Genomic DNA, 26,186 nt, shown 5'->3' with positions numbered 1-26,186 from the left:
GGTTAGATTACTCGTAACAGTTACAATAATTGACCCAGCTAAACCAACAACTAATGATGATACTCAAGATTTCTGTTTGGTAAATGATCCTAAAGTGTCAGATATACAGACAAATGAAACAGGTGTTGTTTGGTACGCTTCTCCTGCTGGAGGAACCGCATTGGCACCAGAGACATTATTAACAAATGGACGATACTATGGAGCGATTGTAGACCCAATAACAGGTTGTGAAAGTAAAGATAGATTATTGGTAAGTGTAACGGTTAATGATGGACCAAAACCAACGACTACAAGAGCTACACAAGACTTCTGTTTAACAGCTCTTCCAAGAGTTTCTGATTTACAAGTAAATGAAGTAGGTATTGTTTGGTATAATGTTGAAACAGGCGGAACACCATTAGCAACAGGAACATTATTGGTAGCGGGAACCTATTATGCATCTTTAAAAGATCCAATTACAGGTTGTGAAAGTAAATTACGATTGGCAATACCAGTTACTTTCACAGGAAATACTGCAGCTACAATAACAGAAAGTAAAGTAGCACCGTGTGTTTTTGATGAAATTACGTATACAACTTTAAGCGGAATGTCTAACTATAATTGGACAATCACAGGAGGAGGAACCGTAACAAGTGGAGGAACTGCTACAGATAATTTTGTAACTGTTACCTGGCCAGCATTAGGACCAGCAAGTGTAAATGTTTCCTATACTAATCTATGTAATGAGATAAATAGCAAATTACTAACCCTTGCTGTTGCGACTTGTTCAGATATAACAATGAGCAAAACAGTAGATAATCCAACTCCTAACATTAATGATAAAGTAACTTTTACTGTAACAGTAAATAATGTAGGATCAGGAAACTTTATAGATACAATAGTTAGTGAAATTTTACCAACAGGATATGATTTCATAAGCGCACAAACTACTATTGGAACATATAGTAATTTAACTGGAGCATGGAATATTCCAGTCTTAAATTCTAATCAAAGCGCAGTGCTTACTGTAGTGGTTCAGGTATTACCAACAGGAAATTACTTAAATGTAGCTTCGATTGTTATTTCAAATCCAATAGATTCGGATACTACAAATAATAAAGGAGAAGCTTCTGTAACCCCTGTATGTTTAGTGGTTTATAACGAGTTTACTCCGAACAATGATGGAGCAAATGATGTTTTCAAAATCGATTGTATCGAAAATTATCCAAACAATAGTTTGAATGTTTATAACAGATATGGAGCATTAGTCTATAAACAAAATCATTATAATAATGATTGGGATGGAATAGCAAATGTATCAGGTGCAATTAATAAAGGAGACAAATTACCAGCAGGTACATATTATTATGTTCTAGACATTGGTGCAGATGGAATAGTTAAAACAGGTTGGTTATCTATTATTAGATAACCCCCTGTTAACATAAATCATCAAATTAAATTAACTGACTAAATAGTTATAGTATGAAACTAAGTGTAAAATTTATAGAGTCCTATTTTTTAATATTTTGCGGGTTTGCATCATTCCTTGCAAATGCGCAACAAGATCCAGAATATACACAGTATATGTACAACACAATGGTTATTAATCCAGCTTATGCAGGTTCTACAGGATACTTGGAGGCAGTGCTATTACATCGATCCCAATGGGTTGGTATAGATGGTGCACCTCAAACACAGTCATTCTCTGTGCAATCACCGTTGAGAAATGAAAAAATAGGTTTGGGTCTAAGTGTGGTCAATGATAAACTAGGGCCATCAAATGAGCTGTATCTAGATGGTAATTTTTCATATTCCTTACCACTAGGGTATGAAAAAAGATTAGCATTTGGGTTAAGAGCAGGAATGCGAATGATGAACATAGATTGGTCAAAAGGGAGGTATTATGATGGTAACGATGCATTATTAAATACTAATATAAATAATGTTATTAAACCTTCAATAGGGGCAGGAGTATATTATTATACCGATAGATGGTATGCAGGAGCTTCAGTTCCCAGTTTTATAAGAAGTGATTATTATAATGATATACAAGAATCGATAGATTATGATAGATTACATTATTATTTTATGGGAGGTTATGTATTTGATTTGAGTCCAAGTTTAAAATTTAAACCTGCATTTTTAGCTAAATTGGTAAGTGGAGCGCCAATGTCAGTAGATCTTTCTGCCAATTTTATGATTCAGGAAAAAGTGGTGTTGGGAGTTTCCTACCGCTTTGATGATTCGGTTAGTGCATTGGCAGGGTTTCAAATTTCGCCAAGTTTTTACATCGGATATTCATATGATTATACCGTAACCAATTTGAATAAATACAACGATGGTTCCCATGAATTCGTATTGCGTTATCAATTTCATAAAGATCCAAGTAAAATTAAATCTCCAAGATTCTTTTAAAAACCTGACCTATGAAAAAATTCTATATACTTAGTTTGCTATTTAGCTTTGTATCAATTTTAGCGCAAACAAATTTAAAAAAAGCCGATGCTTTATTTAAAAATTACTCTTATACAGATGCAGCAAAAGCATATGAAGAGTGTTTGCAAAAAATAAACAAACCATCAGTTCAAACTTTAAAAAATGTAGCCGACTCCTATTATTTTATTTCAGACAATCGAAATGCTTTAAAATGGTATCAAAAACTATATGAAATACAAGGAGATAACCTATCCGATATTTATTATCTAAGATATATCCAATCGATGAAAGGAGTTATGGATTATGATAATGCAGATAAAGTCACCAAAGAATATTTAAATAAAAAAGGAGACCAAAAAGAGATAGACAGATATATTTATCAAAAGAAACTATTAGATAGTTTATCAAAAGCTAAATCGCTTTATAGCGTAAAAAATATAGCTATAAATACTGATAAATCCGATTTTGGAGCCACCTTTTATGGAGATAAAATAGTATTTACATCGGCAAGAGATACGGGTAATTTTGATAAAAAACTATACAATTGGAATAAACAACCATTCTTGAACTTATATGTAGCCGAAAGAAGTGCAGTTGATGGGGGTTTATTCAATGAAGTTCTTTTTATTCCTAATGTAATGTCCAAATATCATGAGGCAACAGCAACATTTAGCCCCGATTGGAAAACCATGTATTACACAACGAATATTCTTAAAAGGAATAAATTGGTGATAGACGAATCCAGAACCAATAATTTCCAAATTATAAAGGGAACCATAGAAGATAATAAATTGGTTAAAACCGAAAAAGTATTCTTTGACAGTGATAAATACTCAGTAGGGCATCCTTACTTAAGTGATGATGGCAAAATGTTATTCTTTGCTTCGGATATGCCAGGCGGGTATGGAGAAACTGATTTGTATGTAGTACGAATTGCAGATGATGGTACGATGAGTTCACCACAAAATCTAGGACCAACAATCAATACAATTGGCAATGATGTTTTTCCTTTTTATAGAAACGGAATACTTTACTTTTCTTCAGATGGACATTATGGATTAGGAGATTTAGATGTATATGAGAGTAAACTCTCGGAAGGATTGAATTTTTCGGTTCCTAGAAATTTAGGAGCACCTATAAATAGTAATAAAGATGATTTTTCATTCATAATTGATCCCAAAGAAAATTACGGATATGTATCATCAAACCGCGCTCAGGGAAAAGGAGATGATGATATTTATTATTTTACTAAAGGAAAACCTATTTGTAATCAACTTATTTCAGGTAAAGCAATAAACACTAAAACCAAAACAGGTATAAGTGATACTTTCATCTTAGCATATGATGTATATGATGCTGTTATTACCGAAACGAGAACCGATGTAGATGGAAATTATAAATTACAAGTTCCATGTAATATGAGAGTAAAGATAACAGCTAATAAACCAAATTATAGTGGAGATGAAAAACATATCGGAACAACAAAAGATAACAATGCCGAAATAAAAGATGTTAATTTCTATCTCAGTAATTATGATGATTTAGTAGTTAAAAAAGATGGAATCGAAAAAATTGATATCAATCCTATTTTCTTCGATTATGATAAATCAAATATTAATCCTCAAGCAGCAACCGAATTGGATAAAGTTGTATTTGTGATGCAAAAATTCCCTAAGATTAAAATTAAAATTGAATCACATACCGATTCGAGAGGTAAAGATGCTTATAATTTGAAGCTTTCTGATGAGAGAGCCAAATCTACTCAAGCGTATATCCTTTCTAAAGGCATTGAATCTTCAAGAATTGAAAGTGCTATTGGTTATGGAGAAACAAGATTAGTGAATAAATGTAGTAACGGAGTGAAATGTACTGAAGTAGAGCATCTTGCTAACAGACGTTCAGACTTTATTGTAATAGAAAAATAATGTTTAAAAACTTTATGAAAACCATTCTTAAAAGAATGGTTTTTTTGTTTTTAATTATACTTTTGATTGTCTATTTTAGGCAAACTTTTTTAGGATAATAAAAGACAATCGAATTATATTAAAATATGAATATTCAGAATTCCATACAAGCTTTAAGAGATGAGTTAAATGTACATAACTACAATTATTATGTACTTGATAATGCTACAATATCAGATTATGAATTTGATATAAAACTCAAGCAACTTCAGGAATTAGAGAAGCAACATCCAGCGTTTTTTGATGAAAACTCGCCAACTCAGCGGGTAGGAGGTACGATTACGAAAAATTTTCAGACAGTAGCTCATGAGTATCGTATGTATTCTTTGGATAATTCCTATTCAAAAGAAGATTTAATTGATTGGGAAACTAGAATTCAAAAAGTTTTAGGAAACGTTGATTTGCAATATACCTGCGAATTAAAATATGACGGAGCTTCAATAAGTATTACATATGAAAATGGAAAACTAAAACGAGCAGTTACTCGAGGAGATGGATTTCAAGGAGATGATGTAACAAACAATATCAAAACAATAAAATCGATCCCATTACAATTAAAAGGAAATTATCCACCAATCTTTGCAATTCGAGGAGAAATAATTTTGCCTTTTGCAGGATTCGAAAAAATGAATCAGGATTTAATCGAAATAGGAGAAACACCCTATTCTAATCCTAGAAATACAGCCTCGGGAAGTTTAAAATTACAAGATAGTGCAGAGGTTGCCAAAAGACCATTAGAATGTTTGCTTTATTTTGTGACAGGAAATAACTTGCCTTTCTCAAGCCAGTTTGAAGGATTGGAACTAGCAAGAAAATGGGGATTTAAAGTGCCAGTAGAAGCTAAATTGGCTAATAATTTACAAGAAGTATTTGATTTTATAGATTATTGGGATACACATCGTCATGAACTACCTTATGAAACTGATGGCGTTGTTGTTAAGGTAAACAGTATTCAACATCAGGAAGAGTTGGGTTATACAGCAAAATCACCGCGTTGGGCAATTGCATATAAATTTAAATCAGAACGAGTTTCTACCAAATTAAATTCGATTTCCTATCAAGTAGGAAGAACAGGAGCAATAACTCCAGTAGCAAACCTAGAACCAGTACAATTAGCAGGAACTATCGTAAAACGAGCATCTTTGCACAATGCAGACCAAATAGAGAAATTAGATATTAGGATAAATGACACTGTTTTTGTAGAAAAAGGAGGAGAAATCATTCCCAAAATCATCGCTGTCGATTTAACGCAACGTTCAGCAGATGCAGAACCTACAAAATACATTACACATTGTCCGGAATGTAATACCGAATTAGTTAGATCAGAAGGAGAAGCAAATCATTACTGCCCCAATTTTTATGGATGCCCTCCACAGATTATAGGTAGAATCCAGCATTATATTTCAAGAAAAGCAATGGATATAGAAGGGCTTGGAGGAGAAACAGTAGCATTACTTTTTAATAATGGTTTGGTTCATAATTATGCTGATTTATATGAGCTAACGGTAGAGCAAATTTTACCATTGGAAAGAATGGCTCAAAAGTCTGCAGAAAATCTAGTAAAAGGAGTGGGGAATTCTAAAAAAATTCCATTTGAGAGCGTTTTATTTGCACTTGGAATTCGATTTGTAGGAGAAACAGTTGCCAAAAAATTAGCAAAACATTATAAAAATATAGATGGATTAAGCCAAGCTACTTTAATGGATTTGGTTTTAGTAGATGAAATAGGAGAGCGTATTGCAAAGAGTGTGATAGAGTTTTTTGAAAATGAAGAGAATAAAAAAATTATAGAGCGCTTAAAAGGATATGGAGTTCAATTTGAGATAGTAGAAAAAATAAATCCTAATGCAACTACCAAATTCGAAGGAAAAACCTTTGTAGTCTCAGGAGTATTTTCTAAATTCTCAAGAGAAGATATTAAAAAAACGATTGAAGACAATGGAGGTAAAGTAGGAAGTTCAATTTCTACTAAAACTGATTTTGTTGTCGCCGGTGAAAATATGGGGCCAGCTAAATTAGAAAAAGCAAATAAATTAAATATCCCTATAATTTCAGAAGATGATTTTATAACCAAATTAAATGAAAGCTAACACACCTTCATTAATTCTTTACTTCTTAGCGTTAACATTAACAATTATCTTTGATTTCTTAGAGCAAGATTTTATTGGTATGTACGTAAAGGCAATTGTGGTACCTTCGATATTTATATATTATCTTATTACAACTAATTATAAGATAAATATAATTCAGGGATTTATTTTTGCGTTTTGTTTTATTGGAGAAGTATTTAATTTAATGGAGGTAGAAGCTACAGAGTTGGGTTCACTTTTTTCATTTTTATTAGTTTACTTGTTATTGTTAAGACTAATAATGGATGATTACCGAAAAATAAAATTAAGAAAAAACGACTATTTGCCAGTTGCAATAGTCGTTTTATTTATTGTTTATCTTTTAGTATCCGTTCTCGGGTTACAATATGAGAAAGTAGGTGTAAACCATTTTATTTATACCATATACGGTATTGTACTGAGTGTGTTAGGTTGCGTCTCATTCATTAGCTATATAACTAAAGGTACTTATCTAACTCTTTTGTTAACACTAATGACAACTTGCTTTATCTTCTCAGATATTTTTTTATATTTAATCAATCTTTTGATCATTCAATAGTATTGGTGTTAATTCGAGATGTAACTCAAATGTTAGCTTACTATTTTATGGTAAAATATTTTATTCAAAAAAGAATTGAAAATATTAGAGTCAGACAATAATCGATTTTCCTTGTGAAGTTTTAGTCTTATTGTTATCAAGATAAAAGTCTATTCTACCCACATTAATTCCGTAACATCCAACCTGATTAACTAAAACATCCTGTCCAGCTTTGTTTTTTACAATAGTAGGTTTGTCAAGGAAAGTATGAGTATGTCCGCCAATTATTAAATCGATATCTTGAGTTTGTTCAGCTAATTTTAAATCACAAATTTTAGTAGCGTCATCACGGTATTTATAACCCAAATGTGATAAACAAATTACTAAATCACATTTTTGCTCTTTTTTAAGAATTTGAACCATATCATGTGCAGTTTCTACAGGGTCATTATAAACAGTTTCTTTGTACATTAGTTTATCTACTAAACCCTCAAGTTGGATTCCAAGACCAAAAACACCTATTTTAATACCGTCTTTATTAAAAATTTTATACGGTTTTACAAGACCGTCCATAACAGTGTTTTTAAAATCGTAGTTAGAAGAGATGAATTCAAATTTAGCATGAGGCATTTGAGCATATAGTCCATCTACACCGTTATCAAAATCATGATTACCAATTGTAGAAGCATCGTATTTCATCATGCTCATCAATTTAAATTCCAGTTCACCACCATAATAGTTAAAGTAAGGGGTTCCTTGAAAAATATCACCAGCATCTAATAAAAGAACATTAGGATTTTCTTTACGAATTGTATCAATTAAAGCAGCACGTCTTGAAACTCCACCCATATTTGCATTGCGGGGATCATCGGCAGGAAAAGGGTCAATATGACTGTGAACATCATTGGTGTGTAATATAGTTATGTGTTTAATATCAGGAGATGTAAAGCTACTCATAGATAAACCCAAACTCAATAATGCTGTACTAGCAGCAGTTTTTTCAATAAAATCTCTTCTTTTCATTTTAATTTATTTTGCGGTAAAACGCTTGAACCTAGAGTTCTTCAATATTTTTTTAATAGTTTATTTTATTCTTGTGTAATTCGGACATCTTTAGGTACCGGAATTGTAGGAACAGATTTAAAATAATCAATAAGAATATCTCGTAATTTATAATTTAAATCATATTTCTGGGTGCTCTTTTTAAAGAAGTTCATGCTATCGCCACCATTCGCTAAATAATCATTCGTAGCAACATAATAAATCGTGTCTTTTTCGATAGGTTTTCCTTGAATTAAAATTTTTATAGGAGTATTGTCTTTAGAGATTGTAAAAGACATTCCAGAAATTGGATGAGGTTTTTTTTCAGCAATAAAATAATTAGCCAATTCTATAACTTGCTCCCCTTTTAAAGCCATAACAACAAGGCTGTTTTCAAAAGGCATAATTTCAAAAGCAGTTCTAGCAGTAACATTACCTTTAGGAAGTATTGCTCGTATGCCACCGTGGTTAAGAAAGCAAATGTCAATGTTTTTTTTCTCTCTGGCTTTAAAAATTAGGTTTCCTCTTTGCAAGCATGCATCAGCCATTAAGTTACCAATAGTTGTTTGTAATTTTCCAGAACTTTTGTCTAGAGTTTCAGGACAATAAGAAAGAACACTATCTAAATCTTTATTGATATGCTCTCTGTAAGGCTTTATGAAATTTTCTATTTCAGGAGTTTGTTTCTCAGTACTTGTAATAGGAATTAGTTTTCCTTCTATCTTAGAAACTTGATACGTTTGTTTGCTACAAGAAATTCCAAAAAAAAGTGTTAAGAATATAACAAAAAGTTTTAAAAATCCGTTATACTTTTTTAGTTTTACCATCTTAAATGCGACTTAAATAATTAATTTTGTAATCTAGTAAAAGTACTATGTTTTTAAATTATATAAAGGTTTTTTTTGTAAAAAAATCATTAAATAAAAATCTTGATAATGTAAAAAAGAGTGTGTTTACTACCGATATACAAACGGTTGGTTTACTTGTAGATGGAAATGATTTTTCAAAAAAAGAGGCTTTGCTGACCGAATTGGTATCAAAAGGAATTGTTGAAAAGAATATTAAGATTGTTGTTTATAAAGACAAATTCGATAAAAAAGAGGCGTATACTTGTCCAACTTTTGGGATTAATCATCTTAATTGGAGCGGAAAGGTTACCGAAGGATTTTTAAAAGACTTTATAAAGGAAGAATTCGATTTATTAATAAGTTATTATGATGTCGAAAAACCGATGTTGATGCTCGTAACACAAAATTCGAAAGCCAAATTCAAAGTGGGTTTTACAACAATTGATAAAAGATTAAATCGATTGATGATTAATACCAACGTTCGAGAATATAAAGTTTTCGTGAATGAATTATTTAAATATTTAAAAAACATTAAACCAAATACAATCTAATATGCAATCATTAATAGGAACAGGCGTTGCACTAGTGACTCCTTTTAAAGACGATTTTTCAATAGATACAGAAGCATTACAAAGAATAGTTAATTTTTCTGTAGATGGAGGAGTTGAATATCTTGTGGTTATGGGTACAACTGCAGAAAATGCTACATTAACTAAAGAGGAGAAGGAACTTGTTATTTCTATTGTGATTAATGCAAATAAAGGAAGGTTACCTTTAGTGTTAGGAGTAGGAGGAAATAATACAATGGAGGTTGTAGCAGAATTAAATACTAGAGATTTATCAGCCTTTGAAGCGATATTGTCAGTGTCACCTTATTATAACAAACCTACGCAAGAAGGAATTTATCAGCATTTTAAGGCTATTGCCGAAGCTTCTCCAGTACCAATAATTTTATATAATGTTCCCGGAAGAACATCTAGTAATATGTCGCCATCAACAGTTATACGATTGGCAAATGATTTTGCAAATGTTGTTGCAATAAAAGAAGCTGCAGGTGATATTGTACAAGCAATGCAATTACTTAAAAATAAACCAAGTGATTTTCTCGTTATATCAGGAGATGACATGATTGCATTGCCGATGATTTTAGCAGGAGGTTCAGGTGTAATATCGGTTATTGGACAAGGTTTTCCGAAAGAATTTTCCGAAATGATTCGCTTGGGATTGAATAGAAAAGTAAATGAAGCATACAAAACACAGTACTTTTTGTCAGATTGTATTGATATGATTTTTGAACAAGGTAATCCTGCAGGAATAAAGCAAGTGTTCAAATCGCTTGGTATTGCTGAGAATGTTGTGAGATTACCGCTTGTAGCAGCTGATGAATCACTAGCAAATCGTATCGATGAATTTGTTAAAAAAAGTATTAAATAAAAACAAAAAAGAAGGTATTTTATTATACTGAAAAATATTTTGTAGAAGCTAAATTAATAACTAAATTTGCCACCGAAACTTCGGTGTGGTTTTACTTGGATATAGATATCCTGGAAATCATAATAAAAGTAAAAAAATGAAAAAAATAATATCTGTATTGTTTGTCGTTGTTCTTTTTTGTTCATGTAGTGATTATCAAAAAGCACTAAAAAAGGATGATGTTGCAGCAAAATTCGAAGTGGCAACAAAAATGTATGAAGCTGGAAAGTACACTAAAGCAATTCGTTTGTTTGAACAACTAGCAACATCATATAGAGGGAAACCTCAGGCAGAGAAATTGTTTTATATGTTTTCACAGTCATATTATAAAACAAAACAGTATTATTTAGCAGGATATCAATTTGAAAGTTTTGCTTCAGGATATCCAAGAAGTGAAAAAGTAGAAGAAGCAGCTTTTTTAGGAGCAAAAAGTTATTCAATGTTATCACCAGTGTATAGTCTGGATCAAACAGATACTAATAAAGCGATAGATAAGTTACAGGCTTTTATAGATAATTATCCAAATTCAGAATATTTAGTAGAAGCAAATGCTAGTCTAAAAGTACTGACTAATAAATTGGAGAAAAAAGCATATGAAAATGCAAAAGGATATAATACTATTTCAGATTTTAAATCAGCAATAGTAGCATTTGATAATTTTATTGGAGATTATCCTGGAACAGAATTCAAAGAAGATGCATTGTATTATAAATTTGATTCAGCATATCAGTTGGCAATAAACAGTATTTCTACAAAAATGGAAGATCGTTTAAAAGTAGCTAAAACTGCATATACGAATTTAATGAAATATAAAAGTGATACTCATTACAAGTTGAAAGCTGACGAGATGAATGAGAGAGTTGAAAAAGAGTTACAAAATTTTACTAAATAAAATAAAGTCATGGATTTAAAAAAGACGAATGCTCCAGTAAATACAATTACCTACAATAAAAATATTATTGAAGAGCCTACAGGTAATGTGTATGAAGCGATAACTATTATGGCAAAAAGAGCAAATCAAATTAATTCTGAAATTAAAAAGGAATTGACTGAAAAGTTAGAAGAATTTGCTACTTATAATGATAGTCTTGAAGAAGTTTTCGAAAATAAAGAACAAATTGAAGTTTCTAAATTTTACGAAAAACTGCCTAAACCACACGCTTTAGCAGTTCAAGAATGGTTAGATGGTAAAACATACCACAGAAATTCAAATAAATAATATAGTACTATGTCAGTTTTAAACGGTAAGAAAATTTTACTAGGAGTTTCTGGTGGAATTGCAGCCTATAAAACAGCATCATTAGTACGACTTTTTATAAAAGCAGGTGCCGAGATTCAAGTAATCATGACACCTGCTTCTAAGGATTTTGTAACGCCACTTACGTTATCAACCTTATCTAAAAATCCTGTGCATTCCACATTTTTTAATCAAGAAGATGAGAATGAAAAATGGAATAATCACGTCGAGTTAGGACTTTGGGCCGATTTGATGATCATTGCTCCAGCTACCGCAAATACAATGTCAAAAATGGCAAATGGTACTTGTGATAATCTATTGATAGCAGCCTATTTATCGGCAAAATGCCCAGTTTACTTTGCGCCAGCAATGGACTTGGACATGTATATTCATCCTTCTACTTTAGCGAGTTTTTCGTTGTTAAAAAAGTTTGGGAATACGATTATACCTGCAGAGAGCGGGGAGTTAGCTAGTGGTTTATCAGGAGAAGGACGTATGGCAGAGCCAGAAAATATCATTGCTTTTTTAGAAGCTGATTTAGAAAGTAAATTACCACTTAAAGGCAAAAAGTTTTTAATCACAGCTGGTCCAACTTATGAAGCAATTGATCCAGTTCGTTTTATTGGGAATCATTCATCAGGTAAAATGGGATTTGATATTGCATCAGAAGCAGCAAACTTAGGAGCTTCAGTTGTACTTGTTGCTGGACCTACAAATTGTAAAGTAGTAAACTCATCTATAAAAGTAATTTCGGTAACATCAGCACAAGAAATGTATGATGCATGTCATCAGCACTATTCAGGTGTAGATGTAGCAATCGCAGCAGCAGCAGTTGCAGATTATAAACCAAAAATAGTAGCGGCTCAAAAAATAAAAAAAGCTTCGGAAGATTTTACTATAGAGTTGGAAAAAACAAAAGACATCTTATTGTCATTAGGTGAAATGAAAAAAAATCAGTTTTTAATAGGTTTTGCTTTAGAAACTGAAAATGAAATTGAGAATGCAAAGCTGAAAATTCAGAAAAAAAACTTAGATTTGATAGTTCTAAATTCTTTACAGGATGAAGGAGCAGGTTTTGGAGGAAAAACAAATAAAATAACCTTTATTGATAAATTTTTCTCTATTGAACCAATGGAGTTAAAATCCAAAGAAGCAGTTGCAACTGATATTTTAAATAAGGTGATAAAGCATTTTTATGAATAAAATACTTATTTTTTTGGTGTTTATGTCTTTTGGCCTCGTACAGGCACAACAGTTAAATTGTACAGTAACTGTAAATTCACAGATGCTTCCTAATGCAAATCAACAGGTTTTTAAAACATTACAAACTGCATTAAGTGAATTTGTAAATAATACAGATTGGACAGGGAGTACATTAAAACAAAATGAAAAAATAAACTGTTCGATGTATTTAACTATAACGTCACATAATTCAGATCAGTTTTCAGGAACGATACAAATACAGTCCTCACGACTAATATATAATTCGACATATTCATCTCCAGTTTTTAATTTTAATGACAAGGATTTGAATTTTAGATATACCGAATTTGAGAATTTATTGTACAATCCAAATGTTTTCGAGTCGAATCTTGTTTCTATAATGACATTTTATAGTTATATGATTTTAGGAATTGATGCAGATACTTTTATGCCAGCATTAGGCACCCCCTTTTTTGAAACCGCTCAAAATATAGCCAATGTCGCTCAGCAAGGAGGATTTAAAGGATGGAGTCAGTCAGATGGAGTACAAAATCGTTATTTCTTAATCAATGATATGCTTGCGCCAACATATAATGATTTAAGACAATGTGTTTATGGATATCATGCAGGTTTAGATGTAATGAATCAGGATTTAAAATCAGCTAAGGAAAAAATTAAAGCTTCATTATTGCTTTTAGGAAAATTAAATGCTACGAAACCCAATGCTTTTTTAACACGAGTATTTTTTGATGCTAAATCAGATGAAATTGTATCTATATTTACAGGAGGACCTAGTGTTTCTATAACAGATTTAGTAGAGAATTTAAATAGAGTTTCACCAATGAACTCTAGTAAATGGGGTCAGATTAAATATTAAGCATTCAGGTTAAGTTTGCTTGTTTCCAAAACTTATTATTAGAAAAAAGAGATATGATTACTTCATTGTCAATAAAAAATTATGCACTAATTGAAAAATTATCAATCGATTTTTCGAAAGGATTTTCTATTATTACTGGTGAAACAGGAGCAGGAAAGTCAATAATATTGGGTGCATTAGGTTTGGTTTTGGGTAAAAGAGCCGATTTGACTTCATTGAAAAATAAAGAAGAAAAATGTGTTATCGAAGCGCATTTTAAGATTTCAAAATACAATCTTGAATCGTTTTTTGAAACCAATGATTTGGATTATGAAAACGATACGATAATAAGACGAGAAATTTTGCCTTCGGGTAAATCACGTGCCTTTATAAATGATAGTCCAGTAAATCTTCAAGAGTTACAGGAGTTGAGTTTGTATTTAATAGATATTCATTCACAGCAACAAACACAAGAGTTGTCAGAAGAAAGTGTACAATTTCAGATTATTGATGCAATTTCAAATAATTTGGATGTTATTGTAGATTATCAAGGTGTTTTAAAAAAGTATAAGTCAGATAAAACAAAACTAAACGGACTACTTAAAAAGCAAAGTGAATCAGCGAAAGAACAGGAATACAATACGTTTCTTTTAAATGAATTAGTTGCAGCGCAATTAAAATCAGGACAGCAAGAAGAGTTAGAAGAAGAATTTGAAAAGCTTAACAATGTTGAGATTATCAAAGAATCAATAGATAAATCATTGGCTATAGCCAATGAAGAGCAATTTGGGGTAATCCAAAATTTAAACGAAATTAAAGCTTCATTACATAAAATTGCTGTTTTTTCAACAGATTATCAAGCTTTATTTGAAAGGATGACAAGCTTAGCTATTGAGTTTGATGATGTATCGGGTGAATTACAAAAGGCATCAGAAAAATTATTGAATGATCCCGCACAACTTGATTTCATCAGTCAGAAATTGCAAGTTATTTATAATTTACAAAAAAAGCATCAAGTTGCTACGGTTGATGATTTAATTGGAATTCAAACTAAATTAGAAAATTCAGTTCTTGAATTAGGTAATATCGAAGAGGAAATAGTAAAATTAACAGCTTCTATCGAACAAAAAACAAATGAATTGGATGCTTTTGCAAGCAAAATCCATGAAAATAGAATTGCAGCAATTCCATTATTGTCAGATAAGTTAATAGTAATATTAGAAACATTAGGAATGCCAAATGTTCGTTTTAAAATTGATATTAATTATGGAGAGGCATATTTACAAAATGGAAAAGACGAACTTCAGTTTTTATTTTCTGCAAATAAAGGAACCGATTTCGGTTTGCTTAAAAAAGTAGCTTCGGGAGGAGAAATGTCACGTATCATGCTTGCAGTAAAAGCAATTTTAGCACAATATTCTAAATTACCAACATTGATTTTTGATGAAATTGATACAGGAGTTTCAGGAGAAATTGCTGTTAGAATGGGAGAAATCATGAAAGAGATGAGTCAGCAAATGCAAATTTTTGCAATAACCCATTTGCCTCAAATCGCAGCTAAAGGAGATTCTCATTTTAAAGTGTTTAAGTCAACCGTAGATGATGATACGCAGTCAGAATTAAAGCTTTTATCTCAAGAAGAACGAGTTCTAGAAATTGCTCAAATGTTATCAGGATCAGTTGTTTCCGATTCGGCTTTAAATCATGCCAAAGCCTTGCTCAACTAAAAAAATGAGTTATATTTGTTAATTAAATTATTGAGTCTTACCAAGTGAAAATAGGTAGTTAGATACCATTATTTATAAAATAAAAATAAAAAACAGTTCCAAAATTATGATTATAGAACCAAGAATGAGAGGATTTATTTGTTTGACATCTCACCCAAAAGGATGTGAACAAAATGTAAAAAATCAAATAGAATACATAAGATCTAAAGGTCCAATTGAAGGAGCTAAAAAAGTATTAGTAATTGGAGCTTCAACAGGTTTTGGATTGGCATCTAGAATTACAAGTGCATTTGGATCAAATGCAGCTACAATTGGAGTGTTTTTTGAAAAACCGCCAGTTGAAGGGAAAACTGCTTCTCCAGGATGGTATAACTCAGCAGCTTTTGAAAGTGAAGCTCACAAAGCAGGTTTATATGCTAAAAGTATCAATGGTGATGCTTTCTCTAATGAGGTTAAACAACAAACAATAGACTTGATTAAAGCTGATCTAGGTCAGATTGATTTAGTAATTTATAGCTTAGCTTCTCCAGTTCGTTTGCATCCAGTTACAGGAGTATTGCATCGTTCAGTTTTAAAACCAATTGGAAGTACATTTACAAATAAAACGGTTGATTTTCATACAGGAAATGTAACAGAAGTTTCTATTGAGCCATGTACAGAAGAAGAAATCACTAATACTGTTGCAGTAATGGGTGGTGAAGATTGGTCAATGTGGATGGATGTATTGAAAAAAGAAAATCTATTAGCACCAGGAGCAACAACAGTTGCTTATTCATATATTGGGCCATCTTTAACCGAAGCGGTTTACCGTAAGGGAACAATTGGTCGTGCTAAAGATGATTTAGAAGCTACAGCATTTGCTATTACAGATAGTTTGAAAGATCTAGGAGGAAAAGCATATGTTTCGGTAAACAAGGCATTAGTTACACAAGCGAGTTCAGCAATTCCAGTTATTCCTTTATATATATCATTATTATACAAAATTATGAAAGCCGAAGGGCTTCATGAAGGATGTATTGAGCAAATCCAACGCTTATTCCAAGATAGATTGTATACAGGAAAACCAATTCCTACAGACGAAAAAGGAAGAATTCGTATCGATGATTGGGAAATGCGTGAAGATGTTCAGGAAAAAGTGGCTAAATTATGGTTGGAAGCAACTACAGAAACATTACCTGCAATTGGTGATTTAGCTGGTTACAAAAATGATTTCTTAAACTTATTCGGATTTGAATTTGAAGGAGTAGATTACAAAGCAGACACAAATGAAGTAGTTGGGGTAGAAAGTATCGCTTAAACCAGCAAAATTTATATAATTATTTAAAACCATCAACCTAAAGTTGGTGGTTTTTTTACGGATATAACTTATCTTTGTTAAAATTTTACAGTTAAAATAAATACTACCTTAATACCACATACCAAATTATGGTGTTTTCTTTAATTATACCAGTGTATAATCGTCCTGACGAAGTTGATGAGCTATTAGAAAGCTTATTGTTATCTGAATATAAAGAACCTTTTGAAGTTGTGCTTGTAGAAGACGGCTCAACATTACCATGTGATGATATTGTTCAAAAATATCAAGGGAAATTAAATATATCCTATTACTTTAAAGAAAATTCTGGGCCTGGTGATTCTAGAAATTACGGAATGCGAAAAGCACTAGGTGATTATTTTATCATTTTTGACTCGGATTGTATTATCCCACCTAATTATTTAGTAGAAGTAGATAAGGCATTAAAAGAAGATTATGTGGATTGTTTTGGAGGGCCAGATAGAGCATTAGATAGCTTTTCGGATATCCAGAAAGCAATTAACTTTGCTATGACATCATTTCTTACAACAGGAGGAATAAGAGGAGGATCAGAGAAAATAGGGAAGTTTCAGCCACGAAGCTTTAATATGGGATTGTCTCGAAAAGGATTTGAAGCATCAAACGGATTTGGAAATATTCACCCAGGAGAAGATCCGGATTTGTCAATACGTTTGTGGAATTTAGGTTTCGAAACTAGGCTTTTCTCTAATGCTTATGTATATCATAAACGAAGAATCGATTGGGATAAGTTCTCAATTCAGGTTAATAAATTTGGAAAAGCAAGACCAATACTTAATAGTTGGTACCCACAGTATAATAAACTTACTTTTTTCTTCCCAACATTTTTTATTTTGGGACTTATTTTGGCTGTTATATTGGTGGTTTTTAATATTGATATACTATTACAATTGTATTTTGCTTACTTTATTGTGATTTTTGTTGTATCGACGATTCAAAATAAGAATTTAAGAATTGGTTATTTATCAGTTGTTGCTGTTTGGAAACAGTTTTATGGTTATGGAATTGGTTTTTTAGAATCATTTATTAAAGTAATTATTTTAAAGAAAAAACCTCAAGAAGCTTTTCCTGGATTATTTTTTAAGATTTAATATGACGAAAATAATAGGTTTAACAGGTGGTATTGGTAGCGGAAAAACTACCATAGCAGGCTACTTTTTGGCAATGGGAATACCTGTTTATATTGCCGATGATGCAGCTAAAATAGTAATGCAGTCTGAGGGAATAATTACAGCAATACAAGCAGCATTTGGGAGTGGCGTTTTTGATAATAATATATTAAATAGAGCTAAATTGGCTGATATTGTTTTTAATAATGCAGATAAATTAACATTGCTTAATGAAATTGTTCATCCTGCAGTAAAAAAAGATTTTGAGAATTGGTTATTGAAACATAAAAAAGAACCCTATATAATATATGAGGCCGCAATTTTGTTTGAAAGCGGTCGTTATAAAGAATGTGATATTATAATAACGGTTACCGCCCCCCAGGAAACCAGAATTGAGAGAGTAATGAATCGCGATAAAACTACTCGCGAACATGTTTTAAAAAGAATGGATATGCAATGGAACGACGAGCAGCGTATAGCGAATAGTAATTACGTTATTCATAATTTGAATCTTAAAAATGCAAAGCAAGAAGTTGTTAAAATTCTTAAATTTTTAAATATTAAACAAAATCACTCTTAAATGTTAATATTTGGTTAATGTATTGTTTAGTATATTGTTAAAATATTAATTTTGTTTCGATGAATAAAATGTTTTTTAGAATTCTTGTCTTATTGATGAGCTTATCCTTAATTGGGATAATTCTTGTTCAGGTATATTGGTTTACTTCTTCATTTAATAATAATGATGAGCAGTTTAAGTTTCATGTTAAGCAAGTTATTGGAAATGTAGCCGATAAGCTACAGCAACAAGAGGCGTATAGTTTTTATGATAAATACAATCATTATAAAGATAGTACCGGTAAAGTTCCGCAAAAAAATGATTTATTAGAATTTTATTACGTTCAAAAAAATCCTAGAACGAATAAAATGATTGTGTATTCTAATAGTATTATATCAGAAGATTATAATATAAATGGATCGTTCTTTGATAAGAAATTTACTAGCGAAAGGTTTAAGAATTTTAATTCTAAGCGTACAACCGAAATTTATAATAATAACAATATAGATAATTCGTCATTACAGCAAAGCATAATTCCAGATGTAAAGATTGAAAAATCAGGAAATCTAGATGTTTTAGATAATGCACAATTTGAAATATTCTTTAAAGATATTGCTTCGGCAATGCCAATTAATGAAAGAGTTACAAAAGAGAAGTTACAAAAACTCTTAAAGAAGGAATTAGAGGAGTATGGTGTAAAAACAAAATTTGAGTTTGGAATTTATAGCAGTGGCATTGCAACTAAAATTAAATCTGATGGGTTTAAATATGATAAAGAAGCAACTTATTCGATACCAATTTTTGCAGATAATGAGGGAAACAACAAGTATGAGCTATCAGTAACATTTCCTCACAAGAAGAAATTTTTATTGTCAGAATTGGTAAGTATAACAATACTGTCTATCATATTTACGCTTATTATTATAATTGCATACACAAGCGCACTAAATCAGTTAATTCGTCAGAAGCAAATATCTGAAATTAAAACAGATTTTATAAACAATATGACGCATGAATTTAAAACACCAATTGCGACAATAAATCTGGCTTTGGATGCCATAAAAAATCCTAAAATAATCGAAGATAAAGAGAAGGTGTTTAGGTACCTTCAGATGATAAGAGACGAAAATAAACGGATGCATGCTCAAGTTGAGAATGTATTGCGAATATCTAAATTAGAAAAAAGAGAATTAGATATTAATAAAGAACCAACCGAAATCCATGGGATTATTGACGATGCAATTGAGCATGTAAGTTTGATTCTTGAAGATAGAGGTGGAGCAATTACAAATCATTACGATGCTGCTAGAACAACAGCGTTAATTAATGAAGTACACTTTACTAATGTTTTAGTCAATATATTGGAGAATGCTATAAAGTATTCGCCAGGTATTCCTAAAATTGAAATTTTTACGGAGAACATTAAAGATATGATTCTTATAAAAGTTAAAGATAATGGATTAGGAATGAGTAAGGTTGCCCAGAAAAGAGTTTTTGAAAAATTTTATAGAGAGCATACAGGAGATTTACATAATGTTAAAGGTCACGGATTAGGCTTATCTTATGTAAAGAGAATCGTAGAAGACCATAATGGTCAGGTTTACGTTGAAAGTGAAAAAGGGAAAGGTAGTACCTTCATAATAAAAATACCACTAATAAATTAAAATATGGAAAATATCAATAAAAGAATTCTTTTAGTAGAAGACGACCTTAATTTTGGTGCAGTTCTTAAAGACTATTTAATGCTGAATGATTTTGAAGTTACATTAGCAAAAAACGGAATGGAAGGCTTCGAGAAATTCAAGAAAGACGTATACGATTTGTGTATTCTAGATGTCATGATGCCATATAAGGACGGATATACATTAGCAAAAGAAATCAGAGAAAAAAATAGTGAAGTGCCTATTATTTTTTTAACTGCAAAATCTATGAAAGAGGATGTATTAAAAGGGTACAAAGCAGGTGCTGATGATTATTTGAACAAACCATTTGATTCAGAAGTATTGCTTATGAAAATAAAAGCAATTATTCAAAGAAAATCTTCTGATACAAAAGCAGAACAAGTACAATTTGAGTTTAACATTGGTAAATTTCATTTAAATTCAAAACTTAGATTTTTAACTTTTGAAAATGAAGAGCCGATAAAGTTATCTCCAAAAGAAAATGAATTATTAAAAATGTTAATACTTCACGAAAATGACTTAATGCCAAGAGAATTGGCTTTAACAAAAATTTGGAGAGATGATAATTATTTTACTTCAAGAAGTATGGACGTATATATCGCCAAACTTAGAAAGTATCTTAAACCAGATGAAGATGTTGAAATTCTTAACATCCACGGTGAAGGTTTTAGACTAGTTGTTAAAAACAAAGTAACTGTATAAATAGAAAAGCTTCGAGAAATCGGAGCTTTTTTTGTAACGTTTTCTGTTGTTTATGTTACAAGAGTTTTCATAAAAAAAAGCAATCCCTAACAGATTTTTAAAACCTGTTAGGGATTGCTTTTTTGAGTTCAGGTCAATAATTAAATTTCTATTATACTGTGATTTCTCGTTCCTCGAAATTACAGACTACGCTTGTTGTTTATTATAATAGTAAAGTAGTTGGTTTGCTTCAGATAGTAAATACTTCGTATTTAAGGATGTGTTACTTTTTCCAATTAAGTTGTAAGGCAAAACAGGTTTTATCATCCTTAGTGATGCTAAAAGTAGTATTCGCTTCGGTTTCGCTTTCATGAATTACTACAGTGTCATTTAAAGAAAGCTCTTTCATGAAATTCATTTCAAAACTATCTATTTTCTGATTCATAATTTTGTTTGAGTCTACATGATCTAAGGACCATTCAAGGTATTTTACATTATTGACATGGTTTACAATATCTAAATCTGATAGATAAACTGTTTTTTCAAAAATAGATTCTTTCTCTGGATTGATACTTATTTTTGAGAAACTATCAATAGTAGCTCTATTGTCTGGAAACAATTCAAAATGATCAAATGGTAATGCTAATCCTTCGGGGCGACGTGCTTTGGTGTTAAAAACCGCCCAAAATGTTTCGCTGCCAATTATCTTCTTACCATTTACATACATTTCTAATGCACGAACTGAGCGGGAATTTTCTAAGCTGTTAATCCAGGTTTTTACAGTTACAACATCTTGCCATTTAGGCAAAGCAGTAATTTCTACACGCATTCGGCTTAAAACCCAAGCTTGGTCAAATTCCTGCATATCGGTAAAACTAATTCCTCCAACTTCAGAATGGGCTGCAGCAGTTAGTTGTAAAAGATTGCACATGTCGGTATATTTCAGATATCCATTTGGAGTGCATTGCGTAAAATTGATTTCCCAGTCTTTGCTTAAAACAGAAGTGAAATTTGGTGATATGGGCATTGTAAATTATTTTATATTTTTCTCGATGAAGTTTATTATCTCGTTTTTTGGTGTTAGGTAATCAAACCATTTTGTGTTTTCATTTCGCTTAAACCAAGTTAACTGACGTTTTGCAAAACGTCGTGTGTTTTTCTTGATTTCCTCGATTGCAAATGGCAATGTGAATTCGCCATCTAAATAACTAAATAATTCTCGATATCCAACAGTTTGCAAAGCATTTAATGCTTTATTAGGATAAAGATACTTTGCTTCTTCGAGTAAACCATTGTTTATCATTACGTCAACTCGTTGGTTTATTCTGTCATAAAGAATTGGTCTGTCAGCTTCTAAGCCTATGAGGATAGGAGTGAAGTCTCGGTTATTCTTCTTTTGATTTAGAAACGAAGAATATGGTTTTTCTGTGCCTAAGCAAACTTCTATGAAGCGCATCATACGTTGCGGATTTAGCAATGTCTGCGGATTTTCGATTGTAAGTTTATCGTAGTAACTGGTGTCTAATTTTTTTAATTGTTCTTGTAAATACGTAATTCCGTTTTGTTCGTATTCTTGTGCTACTTTTTCTCGTATTGAAGCATCAATTTCTGGAAACTCATCGAATCCTTTTAATACAGCGTCAACATATAATCCTGAACCTCCGATAAGAATAGCGTAATCGCTGTGTTTGAATAATTCGTTTAACTTAGTTATAGCTTCTTTTTCGTAATCCCCTACAGTATAGTTTTCGAATATGGATATGTTCTGTATGAAATGATGTTTAGCGGCTTGTAGTTCATTGGTATCGGGAACAGCTGTGCCAATTGTCATTTCTTTAAAAAACTGACGGCTATCGCACGATATTATTTCGCACTTGAAATATTGAGCTAATGCAATACTCAGAGCAGTTTTGCCTATTGCAGTTGGTCCGATGATGGTAATTAGGTATTTCATATTTTTTTTAGCCTAGATGGAAATGTAAGCCCCAGACTTAGATTCGTTTATTTTTTTTGTATAAAAGAGCGCTTTATGAAGCTCCTTTTATGTCTTGAAAAAATGCGAATATAAGGAGGTGTTGTAATGTACAGCTGGAGATGGCTTCATAAATTAATTAATCAGGTAATGTTTCTCCACATTCATAGCAATATTTGGCATTATCAAAATGAACTTGCGAATGGCATTTTCTACACTTCTTTTTGGTGCTAATAGAGTTGCTTTTTAGGCTGCTTTTTGCAAATTCAGCAGTTACTATTCCGGTAGGAACTGCAATGATTCCATATCCCATTATCATTACTAATGAGGCTAGAAATTGTCCTAAAGGTGATGCTGGTGAGATATCGCCATAACCTACAGTTGTTAAGGTTACAATTGCCCAGTATATTCCCATTGGGATGCTTGTAAAGCCACTTTCTTTACCTTCGACGACATACATTAATGAGCCAATAATTATGGCACTAATAACAACAAAGTAAATAAATACTAGAATTTTTTCTTTACTAGCTTCCATTGCTTCTCGAAGCTGTATCGATTGTTGTGATATTTGTGGAATATGTAAAATTTTGAACAATCGGAAGAAACGCAAAACTCTTACAATGGTTAAAACATTTGTAGCGGGGAAAAATATTGACAAGTACATAGGTAGTATCGCCATTAAATCTATAATTCCATAAAAGCTGAAAATATATTTTATGGGTTTTTGTATCGAAATAATTCGTAAAATAAACTCTATTGTAAAGAAAACGGTAATAATCCATTCACAAATAAGTAGTTGTGTATGGTATTTATGATTGATTCCTTCTACAGTATCCATCATAACTAATAGGACACTTAATAGAATAAGACCCAAAAGTACCAAATCAAACATACGTCCTAAAATGGTATTGCTACCATAAAGGATGATTTGGGTTTTTTGTCTAAAAAGATCGTATTTGGATTTATTTTTTGTCATATCTGCGAAGATACTGAAAGTTAATATGTATTAAAAATGAATTACTTTTAACGATTTGCTTTTTCTCATATAGTTCTGAATTATACTCTTGGCATCACGATTGTTTTGCATAGGTATAAGGATGTTTTTGAGAATTTCGATCTTGGTAATCTGGTAGTTTAAATCGTAAAAAGCATAGCCTTTATAAACACCATTTTCTATTAATATAGCACTACGTTCGTTAACAGTTCGTCCACGATCTATTAAAATCATATTTTTGTTTTCGAAACTATAATCTGTAATAAAATTTTGAATTCTTACATTATATACTTCTGGAGTGATTTCTTCAATACAAGCACCATCACATTCTTTTATTTTATATTGAAAACATTCTTTTTTTGTCACATACAAACCCGTAAGCTTTTGGCACAACTTGTATTTATCTGTAATAAAAAATAAGGCATTTTTCCCTTCTTGCAAACTTCCGTAAGATGTAATTTCTTTTCTGCGTCCATCAGTTTTCTGAAGTTTTAAGTTTAAATACCCTTTTTTGTCCTTTTCAACATATAAAGATAGTGGAAAATTTGTTTTTTTCTGAGAGCGGTTGTATTTGGGTTTGTTAACTTTTATTTCTTCACTTTCTTTTAAAAGTGCAATTAGTTCACTTCCAGTTTCATCATAAGTAACCGTAAATACCTCGGCTTGTATTTTTTTACTTTTGATATTTGTTCCAGTAAAATGCTGATTGATGCGTTTTTTTATATTTCGGCTTTTACCAATGTAAATTATGGTTCCGCTCTCGTTATGAATATAATATACTCCAGTTTTTGTTGGTGCTTGTGCTACAATATCTAGTAATTTTGGAGCAATTCCTTTTTCAATTTCTAGTTTTATAAAATCTTTTATAATTATTTTTTCAGTATCTTTTTCTAAAAGCATTTTAAACAGCTTAACAGTTGCCATTGCATCGCCATTGGCTCGATGTCTGTCGGCCATTGGAATCCCAAGTGCACGAACTAGTTTGCCTAGGCTATAAGAAGGCTGTTCTGGAATTAATTTTTGCGCAAGCTCAACTGTGCAAAGGGTTTTGGCTTCAAAATCATAACCTAAGCGTCTAAATTCTGTACGTAGGATTCTGTAATCAAAAGAGGCATTGTGAGCTACAATAACACAATCAGAAGTGATTTCAATAATTCGCTTGGCAACTTCAAAAAACTTTGGAGCTGAACGCAACATTGCATTGTTAATACCCGTAAGCTTTACTACAAAAGGTTGGATGGGAATTTCAGGATTAACCAGACTAATGAATTGGTCAACTACTTCATGTCCATCAAATTTATAGATAGCAATTTCGGTAATTCCTTCTTCATTAAACTGTCCTCCAGTTGTTTCTATGTCTAGTATTGCGTACATTATCGATGTCAATTTCAAAATTTAATTTCAATAAAAAAATCAATTCAAGGTTTTAAATTGTTATTTTTTTTTGAAATTGCAATTAATTGTTTTTTATTTAGCTATCTCCCTCCAAATATACTACTTCCGATACGCACCATAGTGCTGCCACATTCTATTGCAAGTTGGTAATCTCCGGACATACCCATTGAAATAGTATTCAGTTTACAGTTTACAGCTTCTGTAGATTGTAAAGAGTTAAAAATAGATTTTAAATGAGTGAATTCTTTTTTAATCTGTTTTTGATCTTCTGTAAAAGTTGCCATTCCCATTAGGCCAATAACCTGAATGTTTTTCATATTATGAAATTCATCTGAAGCTAGGAGTGAGGTGAGTTCTTTTTCGTCGAGTCCAAATTTTGTTTCTTCTTCAGCAATATGAATTTGAAGCAGGCAATCAATAATACGATTATTTTTGGATGCTTGTTTATTGATTTCCTGTAGTAGTTTTAAACTATCGACTCCATGGATTAAGTTAACATACGATGCCATAAATTTCACTTTATTTGTTTGTACGTGACCTATCATGTGCCATTGAATGTCTTTTGGCATTTCTTCCCACTTGTCTGTCATCTCTTGGATTTTATTTTCTCCAAAAATACGCTGACCCGCTTCATAAGCTTCCATTAAATCAGTAACTGGTTTAGTTTTAGAAACCGCAACTAATGTTACATGTTCTGGCAGGGAAGTTTTTATGATATTTAAATTTGCTTTAATAGACATTGTTAATTTATTTTTTTGGAAAGCTGAATATGTAATTTTCTATTTTATTCTGACGGAATGTAAAAATCCATCTTCTGATTTTCTATTTTTAATTTAGCATCAAATCCGGGCTCTTTGTCACCATTTAAAGGTGTATAAAATGAACCCATATCACTTTGAAAAGTTTTTCAAATACTTTATCATAGCAACCAGTAGAAATACAGAAATGACCTATTAGCTTCTAGTTAATATTTACAACAATAATTTCAAACCTAGGTTTGATTTTTAAATCCTTCAAATATAAAATTATAAAATCATGATTTCGTTTTTTA

General features: G+C 31.4%; 24 protein-coding genes. 17 read left to right on the top strand and 7 right to left on the bottom strand.

The annotated features are described in order from the left end of the window. The 5 genes from IUY40_RS08135 to IUY40_RS08115 form a co-directional block, all read left to right on the top strand. On the top strand, positions 1-1,408 hold a 1,408-nt coding region (locus IUY40_RS08135), incomplete at its 5' end, for a gliding motility-associated C-terminal domain-containing protein (RefSeq protein ID WP_195736362.1). 53 nt (positions 1,409-1,461) lie between these two features. Further along, on the top strand, positions 1,462-2,394 hold the full coding sequence (locus IUY40_RS08130; RefSeq protein ID WP_195736361.1) for a type IX secretion system membrane protein PorP/SprF: 933 nt from the start codon (positions 1,462-1,464) through the stop codon (positions 2,392-2,394). 11 nt (positions 2,395-2,405) lie between these two features. Beyond that, positions 2,406-4,340, top strand: coding sequence for an OmpA family protein (locus IUY40_RS08125; protein ID WP_195736360.1), 1,935 nt, complete (start codon positions 2,406-2,408; stop codon positions 4,338-4,340). A 125-nt stretch (positions 4,341-4,465) separates the two neighbouring features. After that, a complete protein-coding gene (ligA, locus tag IUY40_RS08120; RefSeq protein ID WP_195736359.1) occupies positions 4,466-6,469 on the top strand; it encodes an NAD-dependent DNA ligase LigA in 2,004 nt (667 codons plus the stop codon). Further along, a complete protein-coding gene (locus IUY40_RS08115; protein WP_229335457.1) occupies positions 6,459-7,046 on the top strand; it encodes a hypothetical protein in 588 nt (195 codons plus the stop codon). The genes ligA and IUY40_RS08115 overlap by 11 nt, the downstream gene beginning before the upstream one ends. A 90-nt stretch (positions 7,047-7,136) precedes the next feature. Here IUY40_RS08115 and IUY40_RS08110 read toward each other — a convergent pair whose 3' ends face one another. Next, the gene (locus tag IUY40_RS08110) at positions 7,137-8,048 is read right to left on the bottom strand and encodes a metallophosphatase (RefSeq protein WP_195736358.1); all 912 of its coding nucleotides are present in this window, start codon (positions 8,046-8,048) and stop codon (positions 7,137-7,139) included. Between the two features lie 65 nt (positions 8,049-8,113). Then, entirely contained in the window at positions 8,114-8,893 is a 780-nt protein-coding gene (locus tag IUY40_RS08105) for a 5'-nucleotidase (protein WP_195736357.1), read from the bottom strand. 122 nt (positions 8,894-9,015) lie between these two features. Between IUY40_RS08105 and IUY40_RS08100 the strand changes: the two genes are divergently transcribed. From IUY40_RS08100 to IUY40_RS08045, 12 genes are all read left to right on the top strand, one after another. Continuing rightward, positions 9,016-9,465: a hypothetical protein gene (locus IUY40_RS08100; protein WP_317190907.1), complete on the top strand. Its 450-nt coding sequence runs from the start codon at positions 9,016-9,018 to the stop codon at positions 9,463-9,465. 1 nt (position 9,466) lies between these two features. Then, a complete protein-coding gene (gene dapA, locus IUY40_RS08095) occupies positions 9,467-10,348 on the top strand; it encodes a 4-hydroxy-tetrahydrodipicolinate synthase (protein WP_195736355.1) in 882 nt (293 codons plus the stop codon). A 136-nt stretch (positions 10,349-10,484) separates the two neighbouring features. After that, entirely contained in the window at positions 10,485-11,279 is a 795-nt protein-coding gene (gene bamD / locus IUY40_RS08090; RefSeq protein ID WP_195736354.1) for an outer membrane protein assembly factor BamD, read from the top strand. 9 nt (positions 11,280-11,288) lie between these two features. Then, on the top strand, positions 11,289-11,606 hold the full coding sequence (locus tag IUY40_RS08085) for a DNA-directed RNA polymerase subunit omega (RefSeq protein WP_195736353.1): 318 nt from the start codon (positions 11,289-11,291) through the stop codon (positions 11,604-11,606). A gap of 9 nt (positions 11,607-11,615) precedes the next feature. Next, on the top strand, positions 11,616-12,827 hold the full coding sequence (gene coaBC, locus IUY40_RS08080; protein WP_195736352.1) for a bifunctional phosphopantothenoylcysteine decarboxylase/phosphopantothenate--cysteine ligase CoaBC: 1,212 nt from the start codon (positions 11,616-11,618) through the stop codon (positions 12,825-12,827). Then, entirely contained in the window at positions 12,820-13,704 is an 885-nt protein-coding gene (locus IUY40_RS08075; RefSeq protein ID WP_195736351.1) for a DUF4835 family protein, read from the top strand. Before coaBC ends, IUY40_RS08075 begins: the two co-directional genes overlap by 8 nt. 53 nt (positions 13,705-13,757) lie before the next feature. After that, complete coding sequence (recN, locus tag IUY40_RS08070; protein ID WP_195736350.1) at positions 13,758-15,410, top strand: DNA repair protein RecN; 1,653 nt, start codon at positions 13,758-13,760, stop codon at positions 15,408-15,410. Between the two features lie 106 nt (positions 15,411-15,516). After that, positions 15,517-16,707, top strand: coding sequence for an enoyl-ACP reductase FabV (fabV, locus tag IUY40_RS08065; protein WP_195736349.1), 1,191 nt, complete (start codon positions 15,517-15,519; stop codon positions 16,705-16,707). A gap of 128 nt (positions 16,708-16,835) precedes the next feature. Beyond that, positions 16,836-17,834 carry a glycosyltransferase gene (locus tag IUY40_RS08060; RefSeq protein ID WP_195736348.1) on the top strand — a complete coding sequence of 333 codons (999 nt, stop codon included), beginning with the start codon at positions 16,836-16,838 and terminating at the stop codon, positions 17,832-17,834. A 1-nt stretch (position 17,835) separates the two neighbouring features. Further along, positions 17,836-18,432 carry a dephospho-CoA kinase gene (gene coaE, locus IUY40_RS08055; protein WP_195736347.1) on the top strand — a complete coding sequence of 199 codons (597 nt, stop codon included), beginning with the start codon at positions 17,836-17,838 and terminating at the stop codon, positions 18,430-18,432. A 59-nt stretch (positions 18,433-18,491) separates the two neighbouring features. After that, a complete protein-coding gene (locus IUY40_RS08050) occupies positions 18,492-20,075 on the top strand; it encodes a HAMP domain-containing sensor histidine kinase (RefSeq protein ID WP_195736346.1) in 1,584 nt (527 codons plus the stop codon). Positions 20,076-20,078: 3 nt separating this feature from the next. Further along, a complete protein-coding gene (locus tag IUY40_RS08045; protein WP_195736345.1) occupies positions 20,079-20,795 on the top strand; it encodes a response regulator transcription factor in 717 nt (238 codons plus the stop codon). 262 nt (positions 20,796-21,057) lie between these two features. Here the strand turns inward: IUY40_RS08045 and IUY40_RS08040 are convergent, their stop codons facing one another. The 5 genes from IUY40_RS08040 to IUY40_RS08020 form a co-directional block, all read right to left on the bottom strand. Further along, positions 21,058-21,801, bottom strand: coding sequence for an acyl-ACP thioesterase domain-containing protein (locus IUY40_RS08040; protein ID WP_195736344.1), 744 nt, complete (start codon positions 21,799-21,801; stop codon positions 21,058-21,060). Positions 21,802-21,807: 6 nt separating this feature from the next. Further along, on the bottom strand, positions 21,808-22,728 hold the full coding sequence (gene miaA / locus IUY40_RS08035) for a tRNA (adenosine(37)-N6)-dimethylallyltransferase MiaA (protein WP_195736343.1): 921 nt from the start codon (positions 22,726-22,728) through the stop codon (positions 21,808-21,810). 157 nt (positions 22,729-22,885) lie between these two features. Further along, on the bottom strand, positions 22,886-23,722 hold the full coding sequence (locus IUY40_RS08030; protein WP_195736342.1) for an ion transporter: 837 nt from the start codon (positions 23,720-23,722) through the stop codon (positions 22,886-22,888). 30 nt (positions 23,723-23,752) lie between these two features. Further along, positions 23,753-25,114: an exonuclease domain-containing protein gene (locus tag IUY40_RS08025; RefSeq protein ID WP_195736341.1), complete on the bottom strand. Its 1,362-nt coding sequence runs from the start codon at positions 25,112-25,114 to the stop codon at positions 23,753-23,755. Between the two features lie 101 nt (positions 25,115-25,215). Continuing rightward, positions 25,216-25,875, bottom strand: a complete 660-nt coding sequence (locus tag IUY40_RS08020) for a YggS family pyridoxal phosphate-dependent enzyme (RefSeq protein ID WP_195736340.1) — start codon at positions 25,873-25,875, stop codon at positions 25,216-25,218. Positions 25,876-26,186 lie beyond the last annotated feature (311 nt).

Source organism: Flavobacterium sp. ALJ2, from assembly GCF_015594725.1.
Taxonomy (GTDB): domain Bacteria; phylum Bacteroidota; class Bacteroidia; order Flavobacteriales; family Flavobacteriaceae; genus Flavobacterium.
This window is presented reverse-complemented; position numbering and strand designations above follow the sequence as displayed.

Coding starts and splice junctions, on each gene's coding strand:
- IUY40_RS08130 (WP_195736361.1), top strand. CDS start 1,462: ATGAAACTAAGTGTAAAATTTATAGAGTCCTATTTTTTAATATTTTGC.
- IUY40_RS08125 (WP_195736360.1), top strand. CDS start 2,406: ATGAAAAAATTCTATATACTTAGTTTGCTATTTAGCTTTGTATCAATT.
- ligA (WP_195736359.1), top strand. CDS start 4,466: ATGAATATTCAGAATTCCATACAAGCTTTAAGAGATGAGTTAAATGTA.
- IUY40_RS08115 (WP_229335457.1), top strand. CDS start 6,459: ATGAAAGCTAACACACCTTCATTAATTCTTTACTTCTTAGCGTTAACA.
- IUY40_RS08110 (WP_195736358.1), bottom strand. CDS start 8,048: ATGAAAAGAAGAGATTTTATTGAAAAAACTGCTGCTAGTACAGCATTA.
- IUY40_RS08105 (WP_195736357.1), bottom strand. CDS start 8,893: ATGGTAAAACTAAAAAAGTATAACGGATTTTTAAAACTTTTTGTTATA.
- dapA (WP_195736355.1), top strand. CDS start 9,467: ATGCAATCATTAATAGGAACAGGCGTTGCACTAGTGACTCCTTTTAAA.
- bamD (WP_195736354.1), top strand. CDS start 10,485: ATGAAAAAAATAATATCTGTATTGTTTGTCGTTGTTCTTTTTTGTTCA.
- IUY40_RS08085 (WP_195736353.1), top strand. CDS start 11,289: ATGGATTTAAAAAAGACGAATGCTCCAGTAAATACAATTACCTACAAT.
- coaBC (WP_195736352.1), top strand. CDS start 11,616: ATGTCAGTTTTAAACGGTAAGAAAATTTTACTAGGAGTTTCTGGTGGA.
- IUY40_RS08075 (WP_195736351.1), top strand. CDS start 12,820: ATGAATAAAATACTTATTTTTTTGGTGTTTATGTCTTTTGGCCTCGTA.
- recN (WP_195736350.1), top strand. CDS start 13,758: ATGATTACTTCATTGTCAATAAAAAATTATGCACTAATTGAAAAATTA.
- fabV (WP_195736349.1), top strand. CDS start 15,517: ATGATTATAGAACCAAGAATGAGAGGATTTATTTGTTTGACATCTCAC.
- IUY40_RS08060 (WP_195736348.1), top strand. CDS start 16,836: ATGGTGTTTTCTTTAATTATACCAGTGTATAATCGTCCTGACGAAGTT.
- coaE (WP_195736347.1), top strand. CDS start 17,836: ATGACGAAAATAATAGGTTTAACAGGTGGTATTGGTAGCGGAAAAACT.
- IUY40_RS08050 (WP_195736346.1), top strand. CDS start 18,492: ATGAATAAAATGTTTTTTAGAATTCTTGTCTTATTGATGAGCTTATCC.
- IUY40_RS08045 (WP_195736345.1), top strand. CDS start 20,079: ATGGAAAATATCAATAAAAGAATTCTTTTAGTAGAAGACGACCTTAAT.
- IUY40_RS08040 (WP_195736344.1), bottom strand. CDS start 21,801: ATGCCCATATCACCAAATTTCACTTCTGTTTTAAGCAAAGACTGGGAA.
- miaA (WP_195736343.1), bottom strand. CDS start 22,728: ATGAAATACCTAATTACCATCATCGGACCAACTGCAATAGGCAAAACT.
- IUY40_RS08030 (WP_195736342.1), bottom strand. CDS start 23,722: ATGACAAAAAATAAATCCAAATACGATCTTTTTAGACAAAAAACCCAA.
- IUY40_RS08025 (WP_195736341.1), bottom strand. CDS start 25,114: ATGTACGCAATACTAGACATAGAAACAACTGGAGGACAGTTTAATGAA.
- IUY40_RS08020 (WP_195736340.1), bottom strand. CDS start 25,875: ATGTCTATTAAAGCAAATTTAAATATCATAAAAACTTCCCTGCCAGAA.